The sequence below is a fragment of the Pseudomonas sp. 5.2 genome (genome assembly GCF_059025405.1).
In genome coordinates this window covers 272,728-298,058 of the sequence record NZ_JBYBHH010000004.1, presented here as the reverse complement: position 1 = coordinate 298,058, position 25,331 = coordinate 272,728, and the positions used below count along the sequence as shown (strand labels likewise).

The 25,331-nt window shown below is 61.9% G+C and carries 25 protein-coding genes; 17 read left to right on the top strand and 8 right to left on the bottom strand.

Annotation, left to right across the window (positions count from 1 at the left end; translation table 11 throughout):
• The first annotated feature begins 24 nt into the window (after nucleotides 1-24).
• The 4 genes from clpX to AC5PZ0_RS09015 all read left to right on the top strand — a co-directional run bounded on the left by clpX (nucleotide 25) and on the right by AC5PZ0_RS09015 (nucleotide 6,350).
• On the top strand, nucleotides 25-1,308 hold the full coding sequence (clpX, locus tag AC5PZ0_RS09030; protein ID WP_033699106.1) for an ATP-dependent Clp protease ATP-binding subunit ClpX: 1,284 nt from the start codon (nucleotides 25-27) through the stop codon (nucleotides 1,306-1,308).
• A gap of 166 nt (nucleotides 1,309-1,474) precedes the next feature.
• Complete coding sequence (gene lon / locus AC5PZ0_RS09025) at nucleotides 1,475-3,871, top strand: endopeptidase La (RefSeq protein ID WP_027593950.1); 2,397 nt, start codon at nucleotides 1,475-1,477, stop codon at nucleotides 3,869-3,871.
• Between the two features lie 152 nt (nucleotides 3,872-4,023).
• Nucleotides 4,024-4,296 carry an HU family DNA-binding protein gene (locus AC5PZ0_RS09020; protein WP_027593949.1) on the top strand — a complete coding sequence of 91 codons (273 nt, stop codon included), beginning with the start codon at nucleotides 4,024-4,026 and terminating at the stop codon, nucleotides 4,294-4,296.
• 182 nt (nucleotides 4,297-4,478) lie between these two features.
• Nucleotides 4,479-6,350 carry a SurA N-terminal domain-containing protein gene (locus tag AC5PZ0_RS09015; RefSeq protein ID WP_186679025.1) on the top strand — a complete coding sequence of 624 codons (1,872 nt, stop codon included), beginning with the start codon at nucleotides 4,479-4,481 and terminating at the stop codon, nucleotides 6,348-6,350.
• Between the two features lie 73 nt (nucleotides 6,351-6,423).
• Here the strand turns inward: AC5PZ0_RS09015 and AC5PZ0_RS09010 are convergent, their stop codons facing one another.
• Entirely contained in the window at nucleotides 6,424-7,464 is a 1,041-nt protein-coding gene (locus tag AC5PZ0_RS09010; RefSeq protein WP_027593947.1) for a patatin-like phospholipase family protein, read from the bottom strand.
• A 162-nt stretch (nucleotides 7,465-7,626) separates the two neighbouring features.
• On the opposite strand from AC5PZ0_RS09010, the gene AC5PZ0_RS09005 reads away from it, so the two are divergent.
• The 3 genes from AC5PZ0_RS09005 (at nucleotide 7,627) to AC5PZ0_RS08995 (ending at nucleotide 9,602) form a co-directional block, all read left to right on the top strand.
• The gene (locus AC5PZ0_RS09005; RefSeq protein ID WP_027593946.1) at nucleotides 7,627-7,905 is read left to right on the top strand and encodes a hypothetical protein; all 279 of its coding nucleotides are present in this window, start codon (nucleotides 7,627-7,629) and stop codon (nucleotides 7,903-7,905) included.
• A gap of 14 nt (nucleotides 7,906-7,919) precedes the next feature.
• The gene (locus AC5PZ0_RS09000) at nucleotides 7,920-8,687 is read left to right on the top strand and encodes a CHAD domain-containing protein (protein WP_493854726.1); all 768 of its coding nucleotides are present in this window, start codon (nucleotides 7,920-7,922) and stop codon (nucleotides 8,685-8,687) included.
• A 117-nt stretch (nucleotides 8,688-8,804) separates the two neighbouring features.
• Nucleotides 8,805-9,602 (top strand): acyl-CoA thioesterase, encoded by a 798-nt coding sequence (locus tag AC5PZ0_RS08995; protein WP_493854725.1) that lies wholly within the window; start codon nucleotides 8,805-8,807, stop codon nucleotides 9,600-9,602.
• A 16-nt stretch (nucleotides 9,603-9,618) separates the two neighbouring features.
• Here AC5PZ0_RS08995 and AC5PZ0_RS08990 read toward each other — a convergent pair whose 3' ends face one another.
• The 3 genes from AC5PZ0_RS08990 to AC5PZ0_RS08980 form a co-directional block, all read right to left on the bottom strand.
• The gene (locus AC5PZ0_RS08990; RefSeq protein ID WP_027593943.1) at nucleotides 9,619-9,987 is read right to left on the bottom strand and encodes an Mpo1-like protein; all 369 of its coding nucleotides are present in this window, start codon (nucleotides 9,985-9,987) and stop codon (nucleotides 9,619-9,621) included.
• Nucleotides 9,988-10,075: 88 nt separating this feature from the next.
• Nucleotides 10,076-11,554 (bottom strand): methyl-accepting chemotaxis protein, encoded by a 1,479-nt coding sequence (locus AC5PZ0_RS08985; protein WP_493854724.1) that lies wholly within the window; start codon nucleotides 11,552-11,554, stop codon nucleotides 10,076-10,078.
• Nucleotides 11,555-11,884: 330 nt separating this feature from the next.
• A complete protein-coding gene (locus AC5PZ0_RS08980; RefSeq protein WP_493854723.1) occupies nucleotides 11,885-12,682 on the bottom strand; it encodes a TatD family hydrolase in 798 nt (265 codons plus the stop codon).
• A 157-nt stretch (nucleotides 12,683-12,839) separates the two neighbouring features.
• Here AC5PZ0_RS08980 and AC5PZ0_RS08975 point away from each other — a divergent pair, with 157 nt between their 5' ends.
• The 4 genes from AC5PZ0_RS08975 to greB all read left to right on the top strand — a co-directional run bounded on the left by AC5PZ0_RS08975 (nucleotide 12,840) and on the right by greB (nucleotide 15,804).
• The gene (locus AC5PZ0_RS08975; RefSeq protein ID WP_493854781.1) at nucleotides 12,840-14,246 is read left to right on the top strand and encodes an MltF family protein; all 1,407 of its coding nucleotides are present in this window, start codon (nucleotides 12,840-12,842) and stop codon (nucleotides 14,244-14,246) included.
• 112 nt (nucleotides 14,247-14,358) lie between these two features.
• Nucleotides 14,359-14,796, top strand: a complete 438-nt coding sequence (locus AC5PZ0_RS08970) for a DoxX family protein (RefSeq protein ID WP_085273231.1) — start codon at nucleotides 14,359-14,361, stop codon at nucleotides 14,794-14,796.
• A gap of 208 nt (nucleotides 14,797-15,004) precedes the next feature.
• Nucleotides 15,005-15,322, top strand: a complete 318-nt coding sequence (locus AC5PZ0_RS08965) for a hypothetical protein (RefSeq protein WP_027593938.1) — start codon at nucleotides 15,005-15,007, stop codon at nucleotides 15,320-15,322.
• Nucleotides 15,323-15,333: 11 nt separating this feature from the next.
• Nucleotides 15,334-15,804 (top strand): transcription elongation factor GreB, encoded by a 471-nt coding sequence (gene greB, locus AC5PZ0_RS08960; protein ID WP_099429931.1) that lies wholly within the window; start codon nucleotides 15,334-15,336, stop codon nucleotides 15,802-15,804.
• A gap of 115 nt (nucleotides 15,805-15,919) precedes the next feature.
• Here the strand turns inward: greB and AC5PZ0_RS08955 are convergent, their stop codons facing one another.
• Entirely contained in the window at nucleotides 15,920-18,427 is a 2,508-nt protein-coding gene (locus tag AC5PZ0_RS08955) for an ABC transporter permease (RefSeq protein ID WP_493854722.1), read from the bottom strand.
• 4 nt (nucleotides 18,428-18,431) lie between these two features.
• The gene (locus tag AC5PZ0_RS08950; RefSeq protein ID WP_027593935.1) at nucleotides 18,432-19,115 is read right to left on the bottom strand and encodes an ABC transporter ATP-binding protein; all 684 of its coding nucleotides are present in this window, start codon (nucleotides 19,113-19,115) and stop codon (nucleotides 18,432-18,434) included.
• 10 nt (nucleotides 19,116-19,125) lie between these two features.
• Between AC5PZ0_RS08950 and AC5PZ0_RS08945 the strand changes: the two genes are divergently transcribed.
• The 3 genes from AC5PZ0_RS08945 to AC5PZ0_RS08935 all read left to right on the top strand — a co-directional run bounded on the left by AC5PZ0_RS08945 (nucleotide 19,126) and on the right by AC5PZ0_RS08935 (nucleotide 21,168).
• A complete protein-coding gene (locus tag AC5PZ0_RS08945; RefSeq protein WP_027593934.1) occupies nucleotides 19,126-19,731 on the top strand; it encodes an arylesterase in 606 nt (201 codons plus the stop codon).
• 58 nt (nucleotides 19,732-19,789) lie between these two features.
• Nucleotides 19,790-20,071, top strand: coding sequence for a hypothetical protein (locus AC5PZ0_RS08940; protein WP_099453482.1), 282 nt, complete (start codon nucleotides 19,790-19,792; stop codon nucleotides 20,069-20,071).
• A 119-nt stretch (nucleotides 20,072-20,190) separates the two neighbouring features.
• On the top strand, nucleotides 20,191-21,168 hold the full coding sequence (locus AC5PZ0_RS08935) for a L,D-transpeptidase family protein (protein WP_085273233.1): 978 nt from the start codon (nucleotides 20,191-20,193) through the stop codon (nucleotides 21,166-21,168).
• Nucleotides 21,169-21,291: 123 nt separating this feature from the next.
• Here AC5PZ0_RS08935 and oprI read toward each other — a convergent pair whose 3' ends face one another.
• Entirely contained in the window at nucleotides 21,292-21,543 is a 252-nt protein-coding gene (gene oprI, locus AC5PZ0_RS08930; protein WP_003259780.1) for an outer membrane lipoprotei OprI, read from the bottom strand.
• A gap of 506 nt (nucleotides 21,544-22,049) precedes the next feature.
• On the opposite strand from oprI, the gene AC5PZ0_RS08925 reads away from it, so the two are divergent.
• The gene (locus tag AC5PZ0_RS08925) at nucleotides 22,050-22,331 is read left to right on the top strand and encodes a GNAT family N-acetyltransferase (RefSeq protein ID WP_025338432.1); all 282 of its coding nucleotides are present in this window, start codon (nucleotides 22,050-22,052) and stop codon (nucleotides 22,329-22,331) included.
• Between the two features lie 39 nt (nucleotides 22,332-22,370).
• Here the strand turns inward: AC5PZ0_RS08925 and AC5PZ0_RS08920 are convergent, their stop codons facing one another.
• Nucleotides 22,371-23,447 carry a 3-deoxy-7-phosphoheptulonate synthase gene (locus AC5PZ0_RS08920; protein ID WP_099429929.1) on the bottom strand — a complete coding sequence of 359 codons (1,077 nt, stop codon included), beginning with the start codon at nucleotides 23,445-23,447 and terminating at the stop codon, nucleotides 22,371-22,373.
• Between the two features lie 233 nt (nucleotides 23,448-23,680).
• Here AC5PZ0_RS08920 and AC5PZ0_RS08915 point away from each other — a divergent pair, with 233 nt between their 5' ends.
• Nucleotides 23,681-24,628 (top strand): putative 2-dehydropantoate 2-reductase, encoded by a 948-nt coding sequence (locus tag AC5PZ0_RS08915; RefSeq protein WP_493854721.1) that lies wholly within the window; start codon nucleotides 23,681-23,683, stop codon nucleotides 24,626-24,628.
• Nucleotides 24,629-24,733: 105 nt separating this feature from the next.
• Nucleotides 24,734-25,231, top strand: a complete 498-nt coding sequence (locus AC5PZ0_RS08910; protein WP_493854720.1) for a universal stress protein — start codon at nucleotides 24,734-24,736, stop codon at nucleotides 25,229-25,231.
• Nucleotides 25,232-25,331: the final 100 nt, after the last annotated feature.

The following is a 25,331-nucleotide window of genomic DNA, read 5'->3' as shown; positions in this document are numbered from 1 at the left end:
AGCCTACCGGATTGGATCGATCGAATGACTGACACCCGTAACGGCGAGGACAGCGGCAAATTGCTCTATTGCTCCTTCTGCGGCAAAAGCCAGCACGAAGTGCGCAAATTGATTGCCGGGCCCTCGGTATTTATCTGCGACGAGTGCGTCGACCTGTGCAACGACATCATCCGTGAGGAGGTGCAGGAAGCCCAGGCCGAGAGCAGCGCGCACAAATTGCCTTCGCCGAAAGAAATCAGCGGCATCCTGGACCAGTACGTGATTGGTCAGGAGCGCGCCAAGAAGGTGCTGGCCGTAGCGGTATACAACCACTACAAGCGCCTTAACCAGCGTGACAAGAAGGGCGACGAAGTCGAACTCGGCAAGAGTAACATCCTGCTCATCGGGCCTACTGGCTCGGGCAAGACCCTGCTCGCCGAAACCCTTGCACGCCTGTTGAACGTACCGTTCACCATTGCCGATGCCACCACCCTGACCGAAGCCGGTTATGTGGGTGAGGACGTCGAGAACATCATTCAGAAACTGCTGCAGAAGTGCGACTACGACGTGGAAAAGGCCCAAATGGGCATTGTCTACATCGACGAAATCGACAAGATTTCGCGCAAGTCGGACAACCCGTCCATCACCCGTGACGTCTCGGGCGAAGGCGTGCAGCAGGCGCTGTTGAAGCTGATCGAAGGCACCGTTGCTTCGGTTCCACCGCAAGGTGGGCGCAAGCACCCGCAACAGGAATTCTTGCAGGTTGATACCCGCAACATCCTGTTCATTTGCGGTGGCGCGTTCTCTGGCCTGGAAAAGGTCATCCAGAACCGCTCCACCAAGGGTGGCATCGGCTTCAGTGCAGAAGTACGTAGCAAGGAAGAAGGCAAGAAAGTTGGCGAGTCCTTGCGTGAAGTCGAGCCGGACGATCTGGTCAAGTTTGGCCTGATCCCAGAGTTCGTCGGCCGTTTGCCAGTACTGGCGACGCTCGATGAGCTGGACGAGGCTGCGTTGATGCAGATCCTCACCGAGCCGAAAAACGCACTGACCAAGCAGTATGCCAAGCTGTTCGAGATGGAAAGCGTCGACCTCGAGTTCCGCAGCGATGCGCTCAAGGCCGTTGCTCGCAAGGCTCTGGAGCGCAAGACGGGCGCCCGTGGCCTGCGTTCCATCCTCGAAGGCGTGCTGCTCGACACCATGTACGAGATTCCTTCGCAGAAGGATGTCAGCAAGGTGGTGATCGATGAGAGCGTCATCGAAGGGACTTCGCAGCCGCTGATGATCTACGAGAACAGCGAGCCGCAAGCCAAGGCCGCACCCGACGCCTGATTCAGGTGATGCTTGGGTGATGGTTGCAAGCAAGAAAGGGGCCTACGGGCCCCTTTCTGCTTTTCCTGCGCAAGCGCTTGTAATTTCCCAAGCGTGCCCCCACATTAGGTCCAAGCATCATTTCCACCGGTTTCCGGCCATCAAGGCCGCTGTTAGAGGCGAAATCATGAAGACCACCCTCGACTTGCCTCTTTTGCCATTGCGCGATGTCGTTGTTTACCCGCACATGGTCATCCCGCTGTTTGTGGGGCGCGAAAAATCCATTGAAGCCCTAGAGGCCGCGATGACGGGCGAGAAGCAGATTTTGCTGCTGGCCCAGAAAAACCCAGCCGATGACGATCCAGGCGAAGATGCCTTGTACCGCGTCGGCACCGTTGCCACCGTACTGCAATTGCTGAAGCTGCCCGATGGCACCGTCAAGGTGCTGGTAGAGGGCGAGCAGCGTGGCGCGGTAGAGCGCTTCACGGAAGTGGAAGGGCACATCCGTGCCGAAGTCTCCCTGATCGACGAAGTCGACGCCGCCGAGCGCGAGTCGGAGGTCTTCGTGCGCACGTTGCTGTCGCAGTTCGAACAGTACGTGCAACTGGGCAAAAAAGTCCCTGCCGAAGTACTGTCCTCGTTGAACAGCATCGAAGAGCCTGGGCGCCTGGTCGATACCATGGCCGCGCACATGGCGCTGAAAATCGAACAGAAGCAGGAAATCCTCGAGATTGTCGACCTGGCGACACGCGTCGAGCACGTGTTGGCGTTGCTGGATGCCGAAATCGACCTGTTGCAGGTCGAGAAGCGCATCCGTGGTCGGGTCAAGAAGCAGATGGAGCGCAGCCAGCGCGAGTACTACCTGAATGAGCAGATGAAGGCCATTCAGAAAGAGCTCGGCGATGGCGACGAAGGCCACAACGAAGTCGAAGAGCTGAAAAAGCGCATCGAAGCCGCTGGCCTGCCCAAAGATGCCCTGACCAAGGCCCAGGCCGAGCTGAACAAGCTCAAGCAGATGTCGCCGATGTCGGCCGAGGCTACGGTGGTTCGCTCCTACCTCGACTGGCTCGTGCAGGTGCCGTGGAAGGCCCAGAGCAAGGTGCGCCTGGACCTGACCAAGGCCGAGGAAATCCTCGATGCCGACCACTATGGCCTGGAAGAGGTCAAGGAACGCATTCTCGAATACCTTGCCGTGCAAAAGCGCGTCAAGAAAATCCGTGGCCCGGTGCTGTGCCTGGTCGGCCCGCCTGGCGTCGGTAAAACCTCGCTGGCCGAGTCGATTGCCGCTGCTACCAACCGCAAGTTCGTGCGCATGGCCCTCGGCGGTGTGCGTGACGAGGCCGAGATCCGTGGCCACCGTCGCACCTACATTGGCTCCATGCCAGGTCGTCTGATCCAGAAGATGACCAAGGTCGGCGTGCGTAACCCGCTGTTCCTGCTCGACGAAATCGACAAGATGGGCAGTGACATGCGTGGCGACCCTGCCTCGGCGCTGCTCGAAGTGCTCGACCCTGAGCAGAACCACAACTTCAACGACCACTACCTGGAAGTCGACTACGACCTCTCGGACGTGATGTTCCTGTGCACCTCCAACTCGATGAACATCCCGCCAGCGCTGCTGGACCGGATGGAGGTCATCCGTCTGCCGGGCTACACCGAAGACGAGAAGATCAACATCGCAGTCAAGTACCTGGTGCCCAAGCAGGTCAAAGCCAACGGCTTGAAGAAGGAAGAGCTCGAGGTCGATATCTCGGCGATCCGCGACATTATTCGCTACTACACCCGCGAAGCCGGTGTGCGGGGCCTGGAGCGGCAAATTGCCAAGGTCTGCCGCAAGGTGGTCAAGGAACATACCGGCCAGAAGCAGGTCAAGGTCAAGGTGTCCAGCGAGCAGCTCGAGCACCTGCTGGGCGTGCGCAAGTTCCGCTACGGCCTCGCCGAGCAGCAGGACCAGATCGGCCAGGTAACCGGCCTGGCATGGACCCAAGTGGGCGGCGAGTTGCTGACCATCGAGGCCGTGGTCATCCCTGGCAAGGGCCAGCTGATCAAGACCGGTTCCCTGGGCGATGTCATGGTCGAGTCGATCACTGCCGCGCAGACCGTGGTACGCAGCCGCGCCCGCAGCCTGGGCATCGCAGCCGACTTCCACGAGAAGCACGATGTGCACATCCACATGCCTGAAGGTGCTACGCCGAAGGATGGCCCGAGTGCCGGTGTTGGCATGTGCACCGCACTGGTGTCGGCGCTGACACAGATTCCGGTGCGTGCCGATGTGGCCATGACCGGCGAGATCACCCTGCGTGGCCAGGTGCTGGCCATTGGTGGGTTGAAGGAAAAACTGCTGGCGGCACACCGTGGTGGTATCAAGACGGTGATCATTCCCGAGGAGAATGTTCGCGATCTGAAGGAGATTCCGGAAAATATCAAACAGGATCTTCAGATCAAACCGGTCAAATGGATTGACGAAGTCCTGCAAATTGCGCTGCAATACGCCCCGGAGCCCTTGCCAGATGTGGCTCCGGAGATTGTCGCGAAGGAAGAGAAGCGCGACAGCGACGCGAAGGAAAGAATCAGCACGCATTAGTAGTTTTTGGCTGGGGGGCTTTCCTTGACAGTTTTTTCGGGGCCTTGCTATAAAGCGGCACGCTATTGTTATCAGGCCACCCAGCACTCGTTTGATACGCTTTTCATTACATACTTAGAAACAAACTCAATAGAGAAATAAGGGGACTTAGAGTGAACAAGTCGGAACTGATTGACGCTATCGCTGCATCGGCTGACATTTCCAAAGCTACCGCAGGTAAGGCTCTGGACGCTGTGATCGACTCCGTAACGGGTGCCCTGAAAGCAGGCGACGACGTCGTTCTGGTTGGCTTCGGCACCTTCTCGGTCAAGGAGCGCGCCGAGCGCACCGGCCGCAACCCGCAAACCGGCAACGCCATCAAAATCGCTGCTGCCAAGGTTCCAGGTTTCAAGGCTGGCAAAGGCCTGAAAGACGCCGTCAACTAAGTCGTCTCTTTCAGCCGGGCCCGGCTTCGCCAGGTCCGAGCACGTTAAGGCGGGTCGCAAACGTTCCCGCCTGACACGTTTGCTAAGAAAAGGCGCATCCTCGGATGCGCCTTTCTTTTATCAGGATTCTACCCACGCTCCGCGGTTGTCGACGCAGTGGTACAGCCGTTTCTGGGGGACGCATGCTGCAAAATATCAGGGACAATTCACAAGGTTGGATTGCCAAGACCATCATCGGCCTAATCGTCGTGTTGATGGCGTTGACCGGCTTCGAGGCCATTTTCCAGGCTGCCAGCCATAGCCAGGACGCCGCCAAGGTGAACGGCCAGACCATCAGCCAGAACGAGCTGAGCCAAGCGGCCGACATGCAGCGCCGCCAGCTGATGCAACAGCTGGGCAAGGATTTCGACCCTGCACTGCTGGATGACAAGCTGCTGCGTGATGAGGCGCTCAAAGGCCTGATCACCCGCAAGCTGTTGTTGCAAGGTGCTGAAGATGCCAAGTTCGCCTTCTCCGAGGCCGCGCTGGATCAAGTGATCCTGCAAACCCCGGAATTCCAGGTTGACGGCAAGTTCAACGCCGATCGTTTCGACCAGGTCATTCGCCAGATGGGCTACGGCCGCCTGCAATTCCGCGACATGCTCGCCGAAGAAATGCTCATTGGCCAATTGCGTACCGGCCTTGCCGGCAGCAGCTTCGTCACTGACAAGCAGGTCGAGGCGTTTGCACGCCTTGAGAAGCAGACCCGTGATTTCGCCTCCCTGACCTTCAAGGCCGACCCGGCCGCGGTCAAGGTCAGCGAAGAAGAGGTCAAGGCGCACTACGAGAAGCATGCCAAGGAATTCATGTCGCCCGACCAGGTGGTCATCGATTACATCGAGCTGAAAAAGTCGGTGTTCTTCGACCAGGTCAAGGTCAGCGACGACGAACTCAAGGCCCAGTACGAGAAAGAAATCGCCAACCTCGCCGAGCAGCGCCATGCGGCGCACATTCTCATCGAGGTCAACGACAAGGTCACCGACGCCCAGGCCAAGGCCCGTGCCGAAGAGATCGAGCAGCGCCTGGCCAAGGGTGAAAACTTCGCCGCACTGGCCAAGGAGTTCTCCCAGGACCCAGGTTCGGCCAACAGCGGTGGTGACCTTGGCTTCGCCGGCCCGGGCGTGTACGACCCAGCCTTCGAAGATGCTTTGTACAAGCTGAAGGATGGCCAGGTATCGGCCCCGGTTCGCACCGAGTTCGGTTACCACCTGATCAAGCTGCTGGGTGTCGAGGCGCCGGAAGTGCCGAGCTTCGCCAGCCTGAAAGACAAGCTCACCCGTGACCTGAAGATCCCGCTGGTGGAACAGCGCTACGTCGACGCCAGCAAGCAGTTGCAGGATGCCGCGTACGAGGCGTCTGACCTGGCTCAGCCGGCACAGGACCTGAACCTGAAGGTGCACACCTCCGCAGCCTTCGGCCGTGAGGGTGGCGAAGGTATCACCGCCAACCGCGCAGTGGTCCAGGCGGCGTTCTCGGAAGAAGTGCTGGAAGAGGGTGCCAACAGCACCGCCATCGAGCTCGATCCGGAAACCACCGTGGTGCTGCGCGTCAAGGAGCACCGCAAGCCAGAACAACTGCCGCTGGAAGCCGTGGCCAAGAACATCAGCGAACACCTGGCCAAGGAGAAGGCGACTGCCGAGCTCAAGACCAAGGCGGACAAGCTGATTGCCGGCCTGCGTGATGGTTCTGTTGCCGCTGGCAGCGTCCATGAAGGGCAGGGCTGGAAAGCCTACGAGGCGGTGACCCGCGGTGAGGAAGGTATCGACCCGGCCGAACTGCAGGCCGTGTTCCGCCTGGGCAAGCCGCAAGCCAAGGACAAGCCGGTGTACAGCAGCGTGGTCCTGGGCGATGGCAGCCTGGTTGTCTTGCAGCTCAAAGGTGTCAACGAAGGCGCCGCCGCCACCGACGAAGAGAAGCAGCAGATTCGCCGCTACCTCGCGTCGCGTGCCGGCCAGCAAGACTTTGCGGCTTACCGCAAGCAGCTGGAAGCCAATGCCGATATCACCCGTTACTGAGTGATCACTGCATGACAAGACAGGCCGCATAATGCGGCCTGTCTTGTTTCTGGCCTTTTGTAGGAGCGGCCTCCTAGCGCTTCACCCCTTCGTAGTTGTCCAGCGTGTCCCGCGCAATCTCCCGCCCCAAGGCGATTAGCTCGGGGGCCTTGTAGAACTCGAAGAACCGGCACACCCGCTTCGGTACGTTGATCAACACATCTGGCGGGTAACCGGCGATCTTGTACTGCGCCAACGACGTCTGCATCACCTCGAAGCTCTGGTTGATCAGGTCCAGCAGCGAAGCCGGCCCCACGTTGTCGATGATGAACGAGCCGGTGGCCGACTTGGGTGCGCCTTCGCGCTCGGGCGCGGCCGCGGGCTGCTGGCCTTCCGGGTCGGCGACGTCCGCCAGCCATGGGCTGGGTGGGGCCAGGCCTTCGGCAACGATTTCCTGTTCGATACGTATCAGTTCTTCCGCCGGCTTGCGCCGGAACGGCAGGCGCGACCCCAGTGAGCTAAGCAGCGAATCGAAGCGCATCTTGAAGGCTGCCGGGCGTTCGATCACCGGCAACTGGTACTGCTTCTGGTTGGTGGCGTTGAGGTTGACCGCGATGATCAGGTCGCAGTGGCTGGACACCACCGGCACGATCGGCAGCGGGTTGAGAATGCCGCCATCGACCAGCATGCGGTTGCCCTGCATCACTGGGGTGAACAGGCTAGGGATCGCCGCCGAAGCGCGCATGGCCTGGTGCAGGCAACCTTCCTGAAACCAGATTTCCTGCTGGTGGGTGAGGTCGGTGGCTACGGCGGTGTAGGGAATGCGCAACTGTTCGATGTTGATGTCGCCGACGATTTTGCGGATCTGTCCGAAAACCTTGTCACCGCGGATCGCACCGAGGCGAAAGCTGACGTCGACCAGGCGCAGTACATCCAGATAGTCGAGGCTTTCGATCCAGTTGCGATACTCGTCAAGTTTGCCGGCGGCGTAGATGCCGCCAATCACTGCCCCCATGGAGCAGCCGGCAATGCAGGCAATGTCGTAGCCGCGCCGCTCTATTTCTTCGATCACCCCGATATGTGCATACCCTCGTGCACCCCCCGACCCCAACACCAGCGCCACGCGTTTACTCATGATTTTCCCTCAGCCTGTGCAACCATGGTTTAACAATGCACCCATTGCTGCCTGTGCTTCAATGTAGACCGCGCTGATCTACGCTAAGCAAAGCCCATACGCGGGCACTTTTTGCTTGCCCATGCGTCGAACAGCCACTCTTTTGACTTTGAGGAATTACCGATGAAAGCCTGGATCTGCCTTCCACTGATTGCCCTGGCCCTTGCTGGCTGTGCGGGCAAGACGGCCTACCGTGACAGCTGCGCGACCCAGCTGGATGCCGCCTGGAAGGAGCTCGACCTGGCCAAGGCCGAAGGGTTTGCCGGTACTGTCAGTTATTCGAAGGCGTTGTCGCTGCTGACGGGGGCCAAGACCCAGCAGCAGTTCGAAGGTTTTGAAGGGTGTACCAAGAAGGCCGAGAAGGCGCGTTTCTACATTCGTGAGTCGCGCGCTGGCCGCTGACCGAGGAGCGTCCCATGTCTGCCATGCTCGATCATGTCGTGTCACAAATCCTGGCCTTGCAAGTGCGCCTGCTGGCCTGCCGCGAGCGGCTTGCCGCGGATACCGACAGCGAGGCACTGCACGACCTGCGCATCGCTGTACGGCGCTTGCGCAGCCTGCTGCGGCCGCTGCGGGGGTTGCCGGGTGTCGAACAGCTGGAGGGCGCTGCCAAGTCCCTGGGCACATTGACGACGCCGTTGCGTGACCGGGAGGTGCTGGCGGCCGAGTTGGTCGAGCGGGGCTTGGTCGAGGCCGGGCAGCGGCGGCTGGCAGGGCGGGGCAAGGCCTTTGCCAGTGTCGCTGGTAGCCCGCAACTGACCCGTCTGCTGGCGATCGTGGATGCGTTTCCGTTGTTCCTGCGTGCGGCGGATCGCGAGGGCCTGGCGGATGCGCTGGAAAAACGCATCGACAAACGCTTGGTTCAGCAATGGCGCAAGCTGCGTAAGGCACTGGCCGATCCGGCCCACGATCGGCATCGGCTGCGGCTGTTGATCAAGCGTGCACGCTACGGTGATGAGGCGTATCCGCAGCTTGAGCATGCCGGAAAAAAACTGCAACGCCTGCTGAAAAAGGCTCAGGGCGACCTGGGCACTTGGCATGACCGCCTGCAATGGTTGCTGCAAGCGCGCGAGCACGCCGACCTGGCGCCGTGCAAGATCGACTGGGAGCAAGAGCTGCATGAGGCGGAGCGTCAATCCGACCTCACGCTGGAGGCTTTGCAGGTGGCGTTGAAGCAGCGATAGCCCGGCATATGACCGATTTAGGGCCTGATCGGTGTAGGCGGGCTGGTTAGTATGTTTCGATGCAGGGCGCGTGCACTACGTGCCCCCAGATCGATACGCTGCAGGAGCCTACGTGCGATGAACTTCACTGAACTGCTCGACGCCGTGCGAGCGAATGCTGAATCGGTAACCGTCCCCCCGACATGGGCCCAAGGCCGCGCGGCCTTCGGCGGGTTGATGGCTGCCATGGTCTATGAAGCAATGCGCCTGAAATTGACCGATGACCGCCCTGTGCGCTCCTTGGCCATCAGCTTCGTGGCGCCTGCGGCGGCGGGTGTACCGATTCGTTTCGAAGTCGACGTGCTGCGTGAAGGCAAGGCTGTCAGTACCTTGCTTGGCCGAGCGGTGCAGGAAGGGCAGGTGGTGACGCTGGTACAGGGCAACTTCGGTGCAGGCCGCCCCTCGGTGGTCGACATCCCAGCGCAACCGGCGTTTGCCATGAAGCCGCTGGAGCAAACCGCCCCAGAACTGCCTTACATCAAAGGCGTGACCCCGGAATTCATGCGCCATGTGGCCCTTCGCTGGGCGGTGGGCGGGCTGCCGTTCAGTGGCAACGATTCACGGCAGATGGGCGGCTGGGTACGCTTGCGCAACATCGCCGACGAAGCGTTGAACGTGTCTCACCTGCTGGCTTTGGTAGATGCTTGGCCACCGAGCCTGTTGCCGCACCTGAAACAGCCGGCAGCCGGCAGTACGCTGACTTGGACCATCGAATTCATCCAGCCCACGCCAAAGCTGTCGACGCTGGACTGGTGCCGGTATTGCGTCGAGACCGAGTACGCGCGTGATGGTTATGGGCATGCCGCCGCCGCGCTCTGGTCGGAAAAGGGCGAGTTACTGGCGCTAAGCCGCCAAACGGTTACAGTTTTCGCCTAGATGTCCTCTTCAGCCTTCAGTGGCGATGCTTGTGCCGTTCGCGCCAGGCCCGCCACCAGGCACCGCTCAGTACAAAGCGCGGAAAGGTGATGAACTGTTCCGTCAGCAGGCGCTGTACGGCGTCCTTGCGGTTGGCAAACGGCTCGGGTTGTTGCGCTTCTAGTCGATGCCCGTGACGTTGCAAGCCCAGGCCAGCGATCAGAGAAATGATGCCAACGGCAAGCTGACCCAGGTCCAGGGCAAACAGGCCGGACAGCACCAGCAGCACACCGAGAATGAACAGAGGTACGGCAATCAGGTGCAGCGCCAGGTTGGTCGGGTGGCGATGGTTATGGTGATAGCCACGCCATTGCCAGGCGGGCAGATTGGGCAGGCGTTTGCTCATGGGCATTTCCTCTCGGTCATGCCCAAAGCTTAGTGCGGCCTGGGGGAGGGGGCCAATCGAGCCTGGCTATCGTGACACGCTAAAGTGACTATAGCTTGAGCTGGCCTATGGCCTTGTTCAGCTCGCCAGCAAGGGTCGCTAATTCGTTGCTGGTGGTGGCCGAGCCGACGGTCTGTTGCACGGTGTGTTCGGTGACATCACGGATGCTCACCACCGCCCGGTTCATTTCTTCGGCCACCTGGCTCTGCTCTGCGGCAGCCACGGCGATTTGGGTATTGCTTTCGCGCATCTGCGCCACTGCACCGGTAATCTCGGCCAGCGCCTCACCGGCTGCCTGAGCCTGTTTAACGCAATCGTCGGCCTTGTACGAGCTTTCCTGCATGAACTCCACTGCATCGCGGGTGCCGGACTGAAGCGCGGAGACCATGGTGGTGATCTCGTCGGTCGAGGTCTGCACGCGTTTGGCCAGGTTGCGTACTTCATCGGCGACCACCGCGAAGCCGCGGCCCAAGTCGCCCGCGCGTGCTGCTTCGATGGCGGCGTTCAGTGCCAGCAGGTTGGTTTGCTCGGCAATGCTGTGGATCACCCCCACCACGCCGTTGATCTTCTGGCTGTCCTCGGCCAGTTGGCGGATCATCTCGGCGGTCTGCTGCACGCCGCTGGACAGCCCTGCGATCGAATCCTGTACGCGGCTAACCACTTCCTGGCCGCTGCCGGCGAGCGTATCGGCCGTCTGCGACAGGTCGCGGGTAGCGCCGGCATGCTGGGCAATGTGGTGCACCGTGGCCGACATCTCGTTGATGGCCGTGGCGGCCTGGTCGGTTTCACTTTGCTGGCCGAGCATGCCGTGGCGCACGTCGTTCATGCTAGACGCCAGGCGCGCTGCACCGGCGTCGAGTTGCGCGGCGGTGAGGGCCACGGTGCTGACCACACGGTGGTAGGTCGACTGCATGGCATTGAAGGCCCCTGCCATCTGGCCGACTTCGTCGCCACATGCCAACGGCACCCGCGCCGACAGGTCGCCGGTCTTCTCCACGTGCAGCATGACGTCCTTGAGGGTGTTGAGCTGGCTGAGCAGGAAGCGGATCAGCAACTGCGAAGCTCCGAGCATGGCCAGCATCAGGATCAGTACGCACACGGCGTAGTTGGTGAAGCGTTCGAAGAACACCTGGCGCACGCTTGGCGACTGGGCCACTACGGCAACCTGCTGGTCGCCGTGTTGCAGCACCTGGGCGCCGCGCAGCGGGTTGTCGCCCAGCAGCCACGCGGCGGGCAGGTCGACCCAGCCCTGGGCGTTGCGCAGGGCTTCGATCGGTTCGCCAGCAAAACTTGGCGTCTGGCCCGGCAACCAGCTGATGACATTGGCTTGCCGGGGCAGCGCTTGCCCGGCAGGCCAGGCGGACAACAGCTGGGCTTGTGCCGCAGCTTGCGCCTGGGCCGCGTCGGCGCGGGCGCGTTGCTCCAGGTGCACGGCGTAGAGCACCAGCAGCAAGGTCGTGACAAAGGCCACCGCGTTGACGGCCCAGAACTTGTACTTCAGGGAAACATTGCTAAGCCAGGCACCCATGGGCAGGTCTTCTCTGAGTTGAGCGGAAACAATATTGGCAAGGTGCCATCATTGTGCCTGCACCCGACAGAGGCATTCTTGATATGTATCAAGAAAAAACAGGCAGGGGTTAATGCCAGTCAGTTAAGCTTCATCCGCCTTAATTGGGGCTGCTGTGCAGCCCATCGCAGCGGTTCGGCGCCCCGACAAGCCAGCTCCTACAGGTGAGCGAGATTCTCAAGAAATACGCTACATCTGTAGGAGCTGGCTTGTCGGGGCGCCGAACCGCTGCGATGGGCCGCGCAGCGGCCCCCTAGGCCCTAACTGACTGGCATTAGGGCTGGGGCCAGCTTAGGCTAGCCGAAAGAATGCCCGTGCAGCCGCCGTCGTATGGGCTGCCGTGTGCTCCACGGGCTCGCCCCGGTGCAACGCCACTTCCCTCAGCACCTCCGGTAGAAACGCCGGTTCGTTACGGCCGTTTTTAGGCTTGGGCCTCAGGCTGCGCGGCAGCAGGTAGGGCGCATCGCTCTCGAGCATCAGGCGGCCTTCCGGGATGTTGCCGACCAGGGGATGCAGGTGCGTTCCGCGGCGTTCATCGCAGATCCAGCCGGTTATGCCGATGTGCAGGTCCATGTCCAGATAGGCGAACAATGCTTCACGCTCGCCGGTAAAACAGTGCACCACGGCACCGCTCAGGTGGTCGCGGTAGCCCCTCAGGATGGCCAGTAAGCGCTCGCTGGCATCACGTTCGTGCAGAAACACCGGCAAGCCCAGTTCGGCAGCCAGCGCCAGTTGAGCTTCCAAGGCCTTTTCCTGCAGCGGGCGAGGGGAGAAGTCGCGGTTGAAGTCCAAGCCGCATTCGCCCACTGCCCGTACCCGTTGCTCATTCAGCAATTGGCGCAGCTGAGGCTCGCTGTTGGCATCCCAGGATTTGGCATCGTGAGGGTGCACGCCAGCGGTGGCGAACAGGTGTTCAGCGCTTGCATCCAGCTGCTGGCACAGCTCCAGCGCCTTCTCGCTGACCGCCAGGCTGGTGCCCGTCAGGACCATCTGCGCCACGCCAGCTTCGATGGCGCGCTCGACGATGGCCGCCTGTTGGTCGTGGAAACTGCTGTTGGTCAGGTTGACGCCGATATCGATCAGTTGCATGGTGCTATCTCGTGCCGCGGGGCGGCCAGCATAGCAAAATCCGCGTTTTTCGGAAAAAACCAAGAACTTCATGCTGTTGCCGTGGTCTTCTGCCGTCATTTATCACGAAGCGGCGATGCCACATGAACGCCGCCCACCGACCTCGGACACGCTTCGCATGCTGCGATACCTGCTGACCTTCTTGCTGATGCTTGGGCTGACCACTGCTGGTGCTGCCCAGGCACGCCTGCCAGGGCCGCAGCAGAATATCCCGCCCAGCAAGCTGCGTGACCTGCAGCAGATCCGTAGCAGCAAGGTGCTGCGGGTGTTGGTCAATCAAAGCCGCAACAGCTCTGGCGAGGTCAAGGGCGAGCCGGTCGGCATCGAATACTATCGCCTGCGCGCGCTTGAGCATTACCTGAATGCCCGGGCTGGCGATGGGCAGCAGATTCAGCTGAAACTCATCCCCCGCGCCAAAGAGCAGTTGCTGGGTGCCCTGCAGCGCGGCGAAGGGGACTTGGCTGCCCCGGGTGAACTGCTCGACCCGGTGGTGGTGCGGGGCGTCAGCAGTAGCGCGCCGGTGCTCGACCAGGTGCCGCTGATGCTGGTCGGGCGCAAAGGCGAGCGCAGCTTCAGCCATGTCGAGCAGTTGTCGGGGCGTACGGTCGCCTTGACCAGTGCCAGTGCCGCCGGGCCTTTGATCCAGCAGGTGAACCAGCAATTGGCCTTGCGCAAGCGTGCGCCGATCAAGGTTGAGTGGGTCGACTCGACCCTGGCGGTGGAAGACGTGCTGGAAATGGTCCAGGCCGGTATCTATCACCTGACAGTGGTCGAGCGCCCGATTGCCCTGCGTTGGGCCAGGGTGATGCCGCGTCTGCGCCTGGACAGCCGTGTGCACCTGGGGGCGCCGCAAGCCATGCGCTGGTACGTGGGGCGCGACGCGCCGCGGCTGCTGGCCAGCGTCGATCGCTTTCTGCAGGGTTACCGCGCACCGGATAACCAGGATGCCGCGTTCGAGCGCATCTACCGTCGCCAGTACCGCGTACACAACCCCTTGGCGAGCAAGGATCGGCAGCGGCTGAGCGCAGTGCGTGCGGTGCTGCAGAAGCATGGCGAGGCGCAGCAGATCGACTGGCTCAACCTGGCCGCGCTCGCCTTCAAGGAATCGACACTCAACCCATCGGCCCGCGGCACGGGCGGCGCCCATGGCCTGATGCAGATTACCCCGTCGGCCGCGCAACGGGTCGGGGTGAGCAATACCGCCACGGTCGATGGCAACGTCCAAGCCAGTGCCCGCTACCTGGCGCTGATCCGGCGCAAGTTCTTTGCCAGTGCCCAGATCAACGAGCGAGAGCGCATGGCGTTTGTGCTGGCGGCCTATAACCTGGGGCCTGAACGGGTCCAGGCGATGCGTGCCGAAGCCCGCCGTCGGGGGCTCAACGGCAACCAGTGGTTCTTCCAGACCGAGCGCATTGCGATGGAGCAGGTGGGCATGGGGCCAGTCAACTTCGTCAACAGTGTCAACAAGTACTTCCTGGCGTTCAACCGTGAGCGTGCTGTTCTGGAGCGAGTAGCCAAGCGCTGACAAATCGATTTTGTAGATTGTTATGTTGGGGTTTTTGCGATTTTCATATTCATTGAATTGATTATGATGGCGCCATTCCAACACAACTTCCCGGATTCAAGGACGCCACAACATGAACACCACCTCCCTCAACGCAGTGATCGCAACCCGTGCAGGCGCTGGCCTCAGCGTGATCCGTATCCTGGTCGGCATCATCTTCATGGCGCATGGCGCGCAGAAGCTGTTCGGCCTGTTTGGCGGCTATGGCCTGGAGGGCACCGGCCAGTGGATGGAAAGCATCGGGCTGGCACCGGGTTACCTGATGGCCTTGCTGTCTGGCAGCGCCGAGTTCTTCGGCGGCCTGGCCCTGGTGATCGGCCTGCTGGCACGCCCAGCGGCCCTGGCGCTGACGGTCACCCTGGTGGTGGCGATCTTTTCGGTGCACATCGGCAACGGCCTGTTCATGGCCAACAACGGTTATGAATTTGCCCTGGCGCTGCTGGCCGGCACCCTGGCGGTGATGATCGAAGGTGCAGGTCGCTTCTCCCTCGACCGCCTGATCGCCCGCTGACAGGCCCCGGGCCTCAAGCTGCATCGTGCAGCTTGAGGCTTGAATCTTTGCGCTTGTAGCTCTAGCATACCGCCTGCGCCGATTTAAACAGCTACTTGCGGGGCGCAGGAGAGGCCCCCTCCGGGTCATCCGAAATACCGCTAAAGCGCTGGTTCGGTGACGCCTCCCACCGCTGCCCAGCGGGATTCGCGAGGCGGAGAGAAGCACCATGAGTTGCCCACGTAGCCCACGTACTAGCGTCTGTTTGAGCCCGTTGCCTGCAAACGAGGCCTCCCGCACACCGCGCATCCTGCTCGGTGGCCAGCATCAGCCTACCCTTTTGCGTCATCTCGAAGGCCTTTCACGTCGCAAGGGCCAGGCGCGTGCCTTTCTTATCCAGTTCACCGAAACCTGCTGCCATCTCGCGCAGTATGGCAACGACCGTTTCGATTTGGCGGTCATTCAGGCCCCGGCCTCTGCCGAGGCCGCCGAAGTCATTGGCCATCTCACCCGCATCGCTCGTCAAGGCCTGATCACCCGCCGTTGAGGAGAACGCTGTTGAGCACCAACATCATCACCACCGAAGGCCATGAGGCCCTGAAAAAAGAGCTGGATCACCTGTGGCGTGTCTACCGCCCCGAGATCACCCAGAAGGTGACCTGGGCGGCATCGCTGGGTGATCGCAGCGAGAATGCCGATTACCAATACAACAAGAAGCTGTTGCGCGAGATCGACCGCCGGGTCCGGTATCTGCGCAAGCGCCTTGAGGATGTAAAGGTCGTGGCGTATTCGCCAGAGCAGGAAGGGAAGGTGTTTTTCGGTGCCTGGGTCGAGATCGAGAACGACGAGGGCGAGACCAAGAAGTTTCGCATTGTCGGGTATGACGAGATCTATGGGCGTAACGACTACATCTCGATCGACTCACCCATGGCCCGTGCCTTGCTCAAAAAGGAGGAGGGCGACGAGGTGGTGGTGCAGACCCCGACCGGCGACGCGGCCTGGTACGTCAACAGCATCAGCTACGTGTAGGAACGGCCCTAGGGGTATAACGCGGTCGATGTGGGAGCGGCCTTGTGCCGCGATGGGCCGCAGAGCGGCCCCAGCATTCTTAAGTGAACAGCATTACGCTCCTGTAGCGGTTTTTTCACCCCTCCCGCAACACCGTCAACGGGCTGGCATTGAGCGCCCGCCGCGTGCCGAGCACCCCAGCACCCCCCACCAGCACTGCCCCCGCCAGAGGTAACACGAGCAGCCACGGGTGCGGGTTCCATTGCAGGTCGAAGGCATAGCGGTACAGCACCAGCGTGATCAACTCGCAACCCAGTGCAGCCAGCAACCCGCTGGCTGCGCCCAGCAGGCCAAACTCGATACGTCTTGCCTTGACCAGCAATGGCCGTGCCGCGCCCAGTGCCCGCAGCAGGGCGCCTTGGCGAATGCGTTCGTCCAGTGTTGCCTGCAAGCCGGCGAACAGCACCGCCAAGCCTGCCGCCAAGACGAACAGCAGTACGTACTCGACCGCCAGGGTGACCTGAGCAAGGATGCTGCGCAGCTGATCCAGCAACGCGTCAACCTGCAGGATGGTCACCGCCGGGAAAGCCCGTGACAGCGCGACCACATCCAGGTCATGGCCTGGGGCCAGATAGAAGCTGGTGAGGTAAGTCGTGGGCAACCCCTGCAGCGTGCCAGGCTGGAAGATCATGTAGAAGTTCGGCTGGAAGCTGTCCCAGTGCACACTGCGCAGGCTGCTGACCCGGGCCTGGCGTTGCTGGCCACCGATGTCGAAGGTCAGCAGGTCACCCAGTTGCAGCTTCAGGCTCGTGGCCAGTTCGGCTTCCACCGAAACGCCCGGTATCTCGTCGCCCGACGGCAGTGCCTGCCACCATTCACCTGCCGTCAGTGTATTGCCATTGGGCAGTTCGGCGGCCCAGGTCAGGCTGAGGTCGCGTTGCACGGCGCGCTCGCCGGCGGAGTCTTTGCTGACGATCTGCTGCACCGGTTGCTGGTTGATCTGGATCAGGCGGCCGGGCGTTACCGGGTACAGCGGTGCCGAGGCCGCATTGACCTGCTGCAGGTGTTGAGCGAAGGGCTCACGATCATCCGGCAGGATGTTCAGGGCGAAGTGGTTGGGTGCATCCTTGGGCAATTGTGCCTGCCAGGTGTCGAGCAGCTCGGCACGCAGCAATGCGACCAGCGCCATGGCCAGCAGAATCAGGCCAAAAGCCAGGGCCTGGCCAGCGGCAGCCAACGGATGGCGCAACAATTGCCCGAGCCCAAGGCGCCAGGCCAGCGGGGCACCGACCAACAGTTGGCGCAAGCTGCGCAGGCCCAGTAGCAGCAGGCCGCCGAGCACCACCGCCGCGACCAGGCCACCGCCCAGCAGTGCGAAGGTCAGCAGCAGGTCTAGGCTCAGGCGCCACATGATCAGGCCCAGGGCCAACAAGGCGGCGCCATACACCAGCCAACTGCTGGGTGGCACCGGCAGCAGGTCACGGCGCAGCACGCGCAGCGGGGGTACCTGGCCGAGGGCGGCAATGGGCGGCAGGGCGAAGCCGGCCAGGGCGACCAGCCCGGTGCCGATGCCGGCCAGCGCGGGTACGACACCGCCAGGCGGAACCACGCTCGGCAGAAGGCCGTGCAGCAGCCGGAACAGGCCCAGTTGCGCCAACCAGCCGAGCAGGGCGCCTGCCACGGCAGCCACCAGGCCAAGCATGGCCAGCTGCACACAGTACAGGCCCAGGGCCTGCCGACGGGAAAGGCCCAGGCAGCGAAGCAGCGCACTGGCATCCAGGCGCCGGGCGGCGTAGCGGCTGGCCGACATGGCCACGGCGACGCCGGCCAGCAATACCGCCACCAGGCTTGCCATGTTCAGGTAGCGCTCGGCTTTGCTCAGGGCGCCCCCAATCTGGCGGTTGCCATCGCGGGTGTCGAGCAGGCGCTGGTTGGCCGCGAGGTTTTTCTCCACGGCCTGGCGATACTGGGCCAGCGCTTCGACGTCGCCGCGCCACAGGTCGCGGTAGGACACCCGGCTGCCCGGCTGGATCACCTCGGTCGCGGCCAGGTCCGCCAGGTTCATCATTACCCGCGGGGTCAGGCTATAGAAGTTGTTGGCGCGGTCCGGCTCGTAGGTCAGTACGCGGCTCATGCGCAGGGTTTTCATGCCCACGTCGATGCTGTCACCGATCGCTAGCCCCAGCGCGGCCAGCAGCCTTGGTTCGACCCAGGCCTCCCCGGGCGCCGGGCCACCCCCGGGGGTTTCCTGGGCATAGGGGGCGGCGGCACTGCGGACTTGCCCGCGCAAGGGGTAGGCGCCGTCGGCGGCCTTGACGCTGGACAGCTGGATGCCGCTGTCACCGCCCACCACGCTGGTGAATTCGACCACTTGGGCGTGGCGCAAGCCGAGGGCCTTGCCTGCGCTGATCTGTTCGTCCCGGGCAGGTGCGCTGCCTTGCAGCACCAAGTCGGCACCGAGGAATTCGCTGGCACGTAATTGCATGGCGCCGTTGAGGCGGGCACCGAAGTAACCAATCGCCGTACTGGCCGCAACGGCCACCAGCAGGGCAAAGAACAGCACGCGCACTTCGCTGGCGCGGATGTCACGTAGCAACTGGCGCAACGCCAGGCCGCACAATCGGGAGAAGGGCATGCTGGTCATGAGCTCAGACCTCCACCGGGGCCACCAGGCGGCCGGCGTCCAGGCGGATAAGGCGCCGGCAGCGTCTGGCCAGGCGTTCGTCATGGGTGACCAGTACCAAGGTGGTGCCGCGCTCCTTGTTCAATTCGAACAGCAGGTCGCTGATGCGCTCGCCGGTGTGGCTGTCGAGGTTGCCGGTGGGCTCGTCGGCGAACAGCACGGCAGGTTGTGCCGCGAAGGCGCGGGCAATCGCCACCCGTTGTTGCTCGCCACCGGACAGCTGGCGCGGGGTGTGGCTCAGGCGCTTGCCCAGGCCAACCCGTTCGAGCAGGGTGCGGGCGTGTTCGCGGGCATCACGGCGGCCGTCCAACTCCAGGGGTAGCATGACGTTCTCCAAGGCGTTGAGGCTGTCTAGCAACTGGAATGACTGGAATACGAAGCCGACATGCTCGGCGCGCACGCGGGCGCGCTGGTCTTCGTCCAGTGGGCCCAGGTCATGCCCGGCGAGGATGACCTTGCCGGCGCTGGGCTGGTCGAGGCCGGCGAGCAAGCCGAGCAACGTTGACTTGCCTGAGCCCGAAGCACCGACGATGGCCAGGCTGTCGCCTTGGGCGAGATCGAGGGAGAGGGCGTGGAGGATGGTCAGATCGCCTTCCGCGCTGGGGACCACTTTGCTAAGGTTCTGCGCAACGAGAATGCTGGGGCCCATGGAGAATCCAATGCGAATGTGGTGGTTGAGTGCCGGTCTGGCCTTGTGTTGCCTGGCCCAGAGCGCCACGGCGGGAACGGTGCTGGTGGTTGGCGATAGTATCAGCGCCGGTTTTGGCCTGGATAGCCGCCAGGGGTGGGTCTCTTTGTTGCAGACCCGGCTCAAGGACGAAGGTTTCGATGATCAGGTGGTCAACGCGTCGATCAGCGGCGACACCAGTGCAGGAGGCCAGGCGCGGCTGCCGGCGCTGCTTGCAGCGCACAAGCCGGCGGTGGTGGTGCTGGAGTTGGGCGGCAATGACGGGCTGCGCGGGCAGCCGCCGCAGCAATTGCAACAAAATCTTGCTTCGATGATCGAGAGCGCTCGGCAAGCAGGTGCCAAGGTGCTGTTGCTGGGGATGCGCCTGCCGCCCAACTATGGTGTGCGTTACACCACGGCGTTTGCCCAGGTGTATGAACAGTTGGCTGCGGAAAAACAGGTGCCGTTGGTGCCGTTTTTCCTGGAGGGTGTGGGCGGTGTGCCGGCGCTGATGCAAGCTGATGGCATCCATCCTGCGCAAGGTGCCCAGCAGCGCCTGCTGGAAAATGCCTGGCCGGCGATAAAACCCTTGCTGTGACGCTTTAAACGGGGCCGGCTTTCGGCTAAGGTTGCGCCCCCCGTTTCGAGAGCCCCCGATGCCGCGCCCTGCCTGGTCCCTTTATGCCTACCAACTGATCGAGCCTGACGAACAGCTCGACCTGTTTGCCTGCCAGGAAATTCGCGTCCACCTGGCGGCCCGCCAGCTTGAGCTGGGCGTGCCGGTCGACCGTACCTTGTGCGGCGGTTTGCTGCCCGCGCAGCCGCGCTGGTCCGGGGTGCAACGGTCGATCTACCGCGACGACCGCCTGTGCGCGCTCTGCCGCGCCATTCTCGACGCCCAGCGGCGCGGCATGCGCCCGGTGTGGCCGCAGCTTTGATGCCAAACCTGACACACCTTTCATCATCTGAAACGCTTGCGTGACGCCAATGCCTCCCGCTTGCATCGGTGCGGGTGTACAATCGATCCTCTTGACCCACCTTTCGAAGGATTTACCGGATGTTGCCGCGCTTTCCTGCCGTCACCCGTAGCCTGTCCCTGGCCGCCCTGCTGGTAGCGGGCCCCGCTGCTGCGCTGGAGCTGCCATTGCCACCCCCCGGTGAAGACATCGTCGGCCAGGTGCAGGTGATCAAGGCAAAGTACGAAGACACCTTCGCCGATATCGGCACTGCCAACGACCTTGGCTACCTGGAAATGATCGCCGCCAACCCGGGCGTCGACCCTTGGTTGCCGGGTGCCGGTACCGAAATCATCCTGCCGACCCGCTATGTGCTGCCGCCGGGGCCGCGCGAAGGCGTGGTCATCAACCTGGCCGAGTACCGTCTGTACTACTACCCGAAAGGGCAGAGCGTGGTGTACACCTTCCCGCTGGGCATTGGTCGTGAAGGTTGGGGTTCGCCAATCGCCAATACCAAGATCACCGCCAAAACCCCGAACCCGACCTGGACCCCGCCCGCTTCGATTCGCGCCGAGCACGCCGCCGACGGCGACATCCTGCCGACCGTGGTGCCTGCCGGGCCGGACAATCCGCTGGGCCCGTTCAAGTTCACCCTGGGTGTACCGGGTTACCTGATTCATGGTTCAAACAAGAAGTTTGGCATCGGCATGCGCACCAGTCACGGTTGCTTCCGCATGCTCAACAACAACGTGGTCGAGCTGTCGAAGATGGTGCCGGTAGGTACCCCAGTGCGCATCATCAACGAGCCTTACAAGTTCGGTATCAGTGCTGGCAAGGTCTACCTCGAAGCGCACACGCCGTTGGACGATCAAGGTAATCCGTCGGTGGTGGATAAGCACACTGCGGTTATCAATGCATTGCTCAAGCGTGAAGACCTGGCGAACAACCTGCGCATGAACTGGGACATGGTGCGTGACGTTGTCGCCGCTGAAGATGGCATGCCCGTCGAAATTGCCGTCCCAGTCGATAATCAGGGTACGGCGCCGATGGTTTCGAGCATCCCGCCTGAACTGCAGTAAGCGTTCGCGAGCTGCCCAGGGCCTGCCTTAGTGCAGGCCTTTTCGTTTGTGCACTGCTTGTTGCGGGGCAATAAAAAAGCCGACCCACAAGTGGGTCGGCTTCATAACAATCCGTGAGGACTATTACTTGCGGCTGGCTTTGTCCAGCATACGCAGAGCGCGCTCATTGGCTTCGTCAGCGGTTTGCTGAGCCTTCTGAGCGGCTGCCAGTGCGTCGTCAGCCTTACGGTAGGCTTCGTCTGCACGAGCTTGAGCGCGAGCTGCTGCGTCTTCAGTCGCAGTCAGACGAGCTTCGGTTTCTTTGGATACGCTGCTGCAACCGGTAGCCAGAACTGCGGCCAGAGCCAGAGCAGAGAATTTCAGAACGTTGTTCATCGTGTTCCCCTTCAAGGACTTTCTATTAAAGAGCCATCTCTCGGAAAAGAGAAACTGGCCGGCGTACATAGTACCCATTACTTGTAGTAAGTAAACTGACAGAGCGCAAGAACTGCAAAAAAAATGTTGCTCCAGGTCACGCCGACAAGATTTGCGACGCGTTTGTGAAAAAAACGTACAGGGGCCGCAACCGTCTGTACTACGGGAACTTTTTTGTTGAACTAACGGTGACTTTGTCTGTCGTTCAGCGTCTTAAGCCCTACAACATCCGGCGGCTGTTGGCGTAACGGGAAGAGTCCATTAGCGACGTTTTTTGCCGTTTTTTAACCGTTGCCACCTTGAGCAATCCTGCTTGCCGCGCCTACTATCTTGTGAATGCCCGACGGTAGAACGATTGCAATCGTCCTGTGGTCCAAGGGGCAACAGGTGGCGTAGAGGATTCTGTGCCGGATAAACCACCATCGGTTAAGGTATGGGTCTGCCGAGAAGACCTGCGAGGAGTAGTGATGAGCGAAGCGCTGACCATCCACCATGACCAAGCCGGTCATCAGTTCGAGACCAACGTGGACGGTCATCGTGCCTATCTGACGTACATGGATCTGGGCAAGCAGACGCTGGACATCTATCGCACCTTCGTGCCTAACGCCCTGCGCGGGCGTGGCATTGCCGCAGCGCTGACCGAGCGGGCCCTGGAGTATGCCGAGCAGATGGGGTACACGGTGATTCCGTCGTGCTCTTATGTAGAACGCTACATGGAACGCCAGCAGCGTCATTCGAGCAAAGTCTGAACCTGTAAAAAAAAGGGCCGCTTAGCGGCCCTTTTTTTGTCAGCCGCGCTGGCGCTGCGGCAGTACATCCTTGAGCTTGGCGTGCATGCTTCGCAAGGTCTTCTCAGTCGCAGACCAGTCAATACAGGCGTCGGTCACCGAAACACCATATTGCAGTTCGTTCAGGTCTTTCGGAATCGACTGGCAGCCCCAGTTCAAGTGGCTCTCGACCATCAGGCCGATGATCGACTGGTTACCTTCGAGGATTTGGTTCGCGACGTTTTCCATCACCAGTGGCTGCAGGGCCGGGTCCTTGTTGGAGTTGGCGTGGCTGCAGTCGACCATGATGTTGGCCTTGATCTTGGCCTTGGCCAGGTCTTGTTCGCACAAGGCGACGCTGACCGAATCATAATTCGGCTTGCCATTGCCGCCGCGCAGCACCACGTGACCGTAAGGGTTGCCCTTGGTGGTGACGATCGAGACGCCGCCTTCCTGGTTGATGCCAAGGAAGCGGTGCGGTTTGGACACCGACTGCAGAGCGTTGATCGCAACGGTCAGGCCGCCATCGGTGCCGTTCTTGAAGCCGACCGCCGAAGACAGGCCCGAGGCCATTTCGCGGTGGGTCTGGGATTCGGTGGTGCGGGCGCCGATGGCCGACCAGCTGATCAGGTCCTGCAGGTACTGCGGGGAGATCGGGTCGAGCGCTTCGGTAGCGGTCGGCAGGCCCATTTCAGCCAGGTCCAGCAGCAGTTGGCGGCCGATGTGCAGGCCGTCCTGGATCTTGAACGAGTCATCCAGGTACGGATCGTTGATCAGGCCTTTCCAGCCTACGGTGGTGCGCGGCTTCTCGAAGTACACGCGCATGACCAGATAGAGGGTGTCGGAGACTTCCGCAGCCAATACCTTCAGGCGTTCGGCGTACTCGTGGGCAGCCTTGATGTCGTGGATGGAGCAGGGGCCGACCACGACGAACAGGCGATGGTCCTTGCCGTCGAGAATATCGCGCACCACTTGGCGGCCGGCAGTCACGGTCTGCAAGGCCGTGGCGCTGAGGGGGATTTCCTTCTTGAGCTGATCGGGCGTGATCAGGGTCTCGTTGGAGGCAACGTTTAAGTCGTCGATCGGTAAATCAGCCATCGTGTTACTCGTCAGGTCACGGGTGCCGGCCGCCAGCAATCCCCGTGCGGCCCAGCAGCAAGAATGTTCGCAGCGGGGAGCCGAACCTTAGCGCGTTACAGGTGGCGCGACAATGGGCTTTGGCCCGTCAGGGCAGGGATTTTCCCGTGCTGGCGGCGCCGTTGCGCGATTGGGGTGCCCAGCGGGCCGGAACCGGTGTAAAAAAGCGCACTGACATTTACCTGGAGATCGGCATGCATCCGCGCAAACCACGTATCGGTATCATCGGCAGTGGTGCCATCGGCGGCTTTTATGGGTTGATGCTGGCGCGGGCCGGTTTCGACGTGCACTTCCTGCTGCGCAGCGAATACGAGGTGGTGCGCGACCAGGGGCTGGTGCTTGAAAGTGCCGTGCATGGCGTGTTGCAGATGCAGGTTCAGGCGTATGCCAATGTTGCCGACATGCCGCAGTGCGACTGGTTGCTGGTGGGCGCCAAGGCCACCAGCAACGACCAGCTGGCGCCGCTGATCGTGCAGGCCGCTGCACCCGACGCACGCGTGGTGCTGCTGCAGAATGGCCTGGGCGTGGAGGAGCAACTGCGCCCGGCATTGCGCGACGACATGCACCTGCTCGGCGGCCTGTGCTTCATTTGCGTCAATCGCCAGTCCCCGGGTGTGATCCGCCATCAGGCACTGGGTACGGTCAACCTGGGCTATCACAGTGGGCCGGCAAGCGAGGGTGGTGCTGCGCTGGTCAAGGAGGGGGCAGGGCTGTTCCAGGCGGCGGGTATCGATTCGCAGGCCATGGACAACCTGAGCCAGGCCCGTTGGCAGAAGCTGGTGTGGAACGTGCCGTATAACGGGCTTTCGGTGTTGCTCGGCGCCAGCACCACGCCGCTGATGGCCGCCCCGCATAGCCGGGCGCTGATCCAGGCGTTGATGGGCGAGGTGGTGCAAGGCGCTGCAGCGTGTGGCCATGTGCTGCCCGAGGGGTATGCCGAGCATCTGTTCCAGGTCACCGAACGGATGCCCGACTACTGGCCAAGCATGTACCACGACCATGCCCAGCAGCGCCCGCTGGAGCTTCAGGCCATTTATGGCGAGCCGCTGGCGCGCGCACGGGCGGCGGGCTGCAGCTTGCCGCGCATGGAGATGCTGTACCAGGCGCTGTCGTTCATCAGCCGCGATACACGCCCCATCTGACGCCTCCTGCGGCCCGCGCCAGCAGCACGCCGGACGGCAAAGCGTGCGTGCGGCGCGCTGCTAAGCTGAAGCTTGCTCTGCCGCAGCGGCAGTCGAGGAGGTCGAATGATCCGCTCCATGCTGTACGCCACCGACCTCGGTGTCTACGCCCCTTTTGTCATGCAGCACGCCCTGGCATTGGCGCGCACGTTCAATGCGGAGTTGTATGTGATTCACGCCGTGGAGCCCATGGGCCAGTTCGCCGAGTCGCTGCTGCAAAGCTATCTCGATGAGCAGACGCTCGACCAGTTGCACAGCCAGGGCGTCAACACGGTCATGGCGAATATCGAACAGCGCGTGCTGGAAAATTTTCGCGATGAACTGGGCGAGGAGGCGGACCTTGCGGTCATCAAGGCGGTGCGTGTGCGTCAGGGTGACCCTGCCCAGGTCATACTCGACCAGGCGCAGCGCTTGAGCGTCGATTTGCTGATTTTCGGAAGCCACAGTGCCGGCGCGGGCGCTGATGTGCCGCTGGGGCGAACGGCGGTGCGGTTGCTGCAGTTGTCGTCTGTGCCGGTGTATATGGTGCCGCTTGCACAGCACCTGGGGCGTAGGAAAACGTGAAGCTGGCCGTGGGCTATTACTGGGGCGCGTGTAACAAAATAGTTCTAGATTTATTTCCAGAACCACTAATATAGTTATATATCGTCGCTGCCTGCTGCCG

Coding starts and splice junctions, on each gene's coding strand:
- clpX (WP_033699106.1), top strand. CDS start 25: ATGACTGACACCCGTAACGGCGAGGACAGCGGCAAATTGCTCTATTGC.
- lon (WP_027593950.1), top strand. CDS start 1,475: ATGAAGACCACCCTCGACTTGCCTCTTTTGCCATTGCGCGATGTCGTT.
- AC5PZ0_RS09015 (WP_186679025.1), top strand. CDS start 4,479: ATGCTGCAAAATATCAGGGACAATTCACAAGGTTGGATTGCCAAGACC.
- AC5PZ0_RS09010 (WP_027593947.1), bottom strand. CDS start 7,464: ATGAGTAAACGCGTGGCGCTGGTGTTGGGGTCGGGGGGTGCACGAGGG.
- AC5PZ0_RS09005 (WP_027593946.1), top strand. CDS start 7,627: ATGAAAGCCTGGATCTGCCTTCCACTGATTGCCCTGGCCCTTGCTGGC.
- AC5PZ0_RS09000 (WP_493854726.1), top strand. CDS start 7,920: ATGTCTGCCATGCTCGATCATGTCGTGTCACAAATCCTGGCCTTGCAA.
- AC5PZ0_RS08995 (WP_493854725.1), top strand. CDS start 8,805: ATGAACTTCACTGAACTGCTCGACGCCGTGCGAGCGAATGCTGAATCG.
- AC5PZ0_RS08990 (WP_027593943.1), bottom strand. CDS start 9,987: ATGAGCAAACGCCTGCCCAATCTGCCCGCCTGGCAATGGCGTGGCTAT.
- AC5PZ0_RS08985 (WP_493854724.1), bottom strand. CDS start 11,554: ATGGGTGCCTGGCTTAGCAATGTTTCCCTGAAGTACAAGTTCTGGGCC.
- AC5PZ0_RS08980 (WP_493854723.1), bottom strand. CDS start 12,682: ATGCAACTGATCGATATCGGCGTCAACCTGACCAACAGCAGTTTCCAC.
- AC5PZ0_RS08975 (WP_493854781.1), top strand. CDS start 12,840: ATGCTGCGATACCTGCTGACCTTCTTGCTGATGCTTGGGCTGACCACT.
- AC5PZ0_RS08970 (WP_085273231.1), top strand. CDS start 14,359: ATGAACACCACCTCCCTCAACGCAGTGATCGCAACCCGTGCAGGCGCT.
- AC5PZ0_RS08965 (WP_027593938.1), top strand. CDS start 15,005: ATGAGTTGCCCACGTAGCCCACGTACTAGCGTCTGTTTGAGCCCGTTG.
- AC5PZ0_RS08955 (WP_493854722.1), bottom strand. CDS start 18,427: ATGACCAGCATGCCCTTCTCCCGATTGTGCGGCCTGGCGTTGCGCCAG.
- AC5PZ0_RS08950 (WP_027593935.1), bottom strand. CDS start 19,115: ATGGGCCCCAGCATTCTCGTTGCGCAGAACCTTAGCAAAGTGGTCCCC.
- AC5PZ0_RS08945 (WP_027593934.1), top strand. CDS start 19,126: ATGCGAATGTGGTGGTTGAGTGCCGGTCTGGCCTTGTGTTGCCTGGCC.
- AC5PZ0_RS08940 (WP_099453482.1), top strand. CDS start 19,790: ATGCCGCGCCCTGCCTGGTCCCTTTATGCCTACCAACTGATCGAGCCT.
- AC5PZ0_RS08935 (WP_085273233.1), top strand. CDS start 20,191: ATGTTGCCGCGCTTTCCTGCCGTCACCCGTAGCCTGTCCCTGGCCGCC.
- oprI (WP_003259780.1), bottom strand. CDS start 21,543: ATGAACAACGTTCTGAAATTCTCTGCTCTGGCTCTGGCCGCAGTTCTG.
- AC5PZ0_RS08925 (WP_025338432.1), top strand. CDS start 22,050: ATGAGCGAAGCGCTGACCATCCACCATGACCAAGCCGGTCATCAGTTC.
- AC5PZ0_RS08920 (WP_099429929.1), bottom strand. CDS start 23,447: ATGGCTGATTTACCGATCGACGACTTAAACGTTGCCTCCAACGAGACC.
- AC5PZ0_RS08915 (WP_493854721.1), top strand. CDS start 23,681: ATGCATCCGCGCAAACCACGTATCGGTATCATCGGCAGTGGTGCCATC.
- AC5PZ0_RS08910 (WP_493854720.1), top strand. CDS start 24,734: ATGATCCGCTCCATGCTGTACGCCACCGACCTCGGTGTCTACGCCCCT.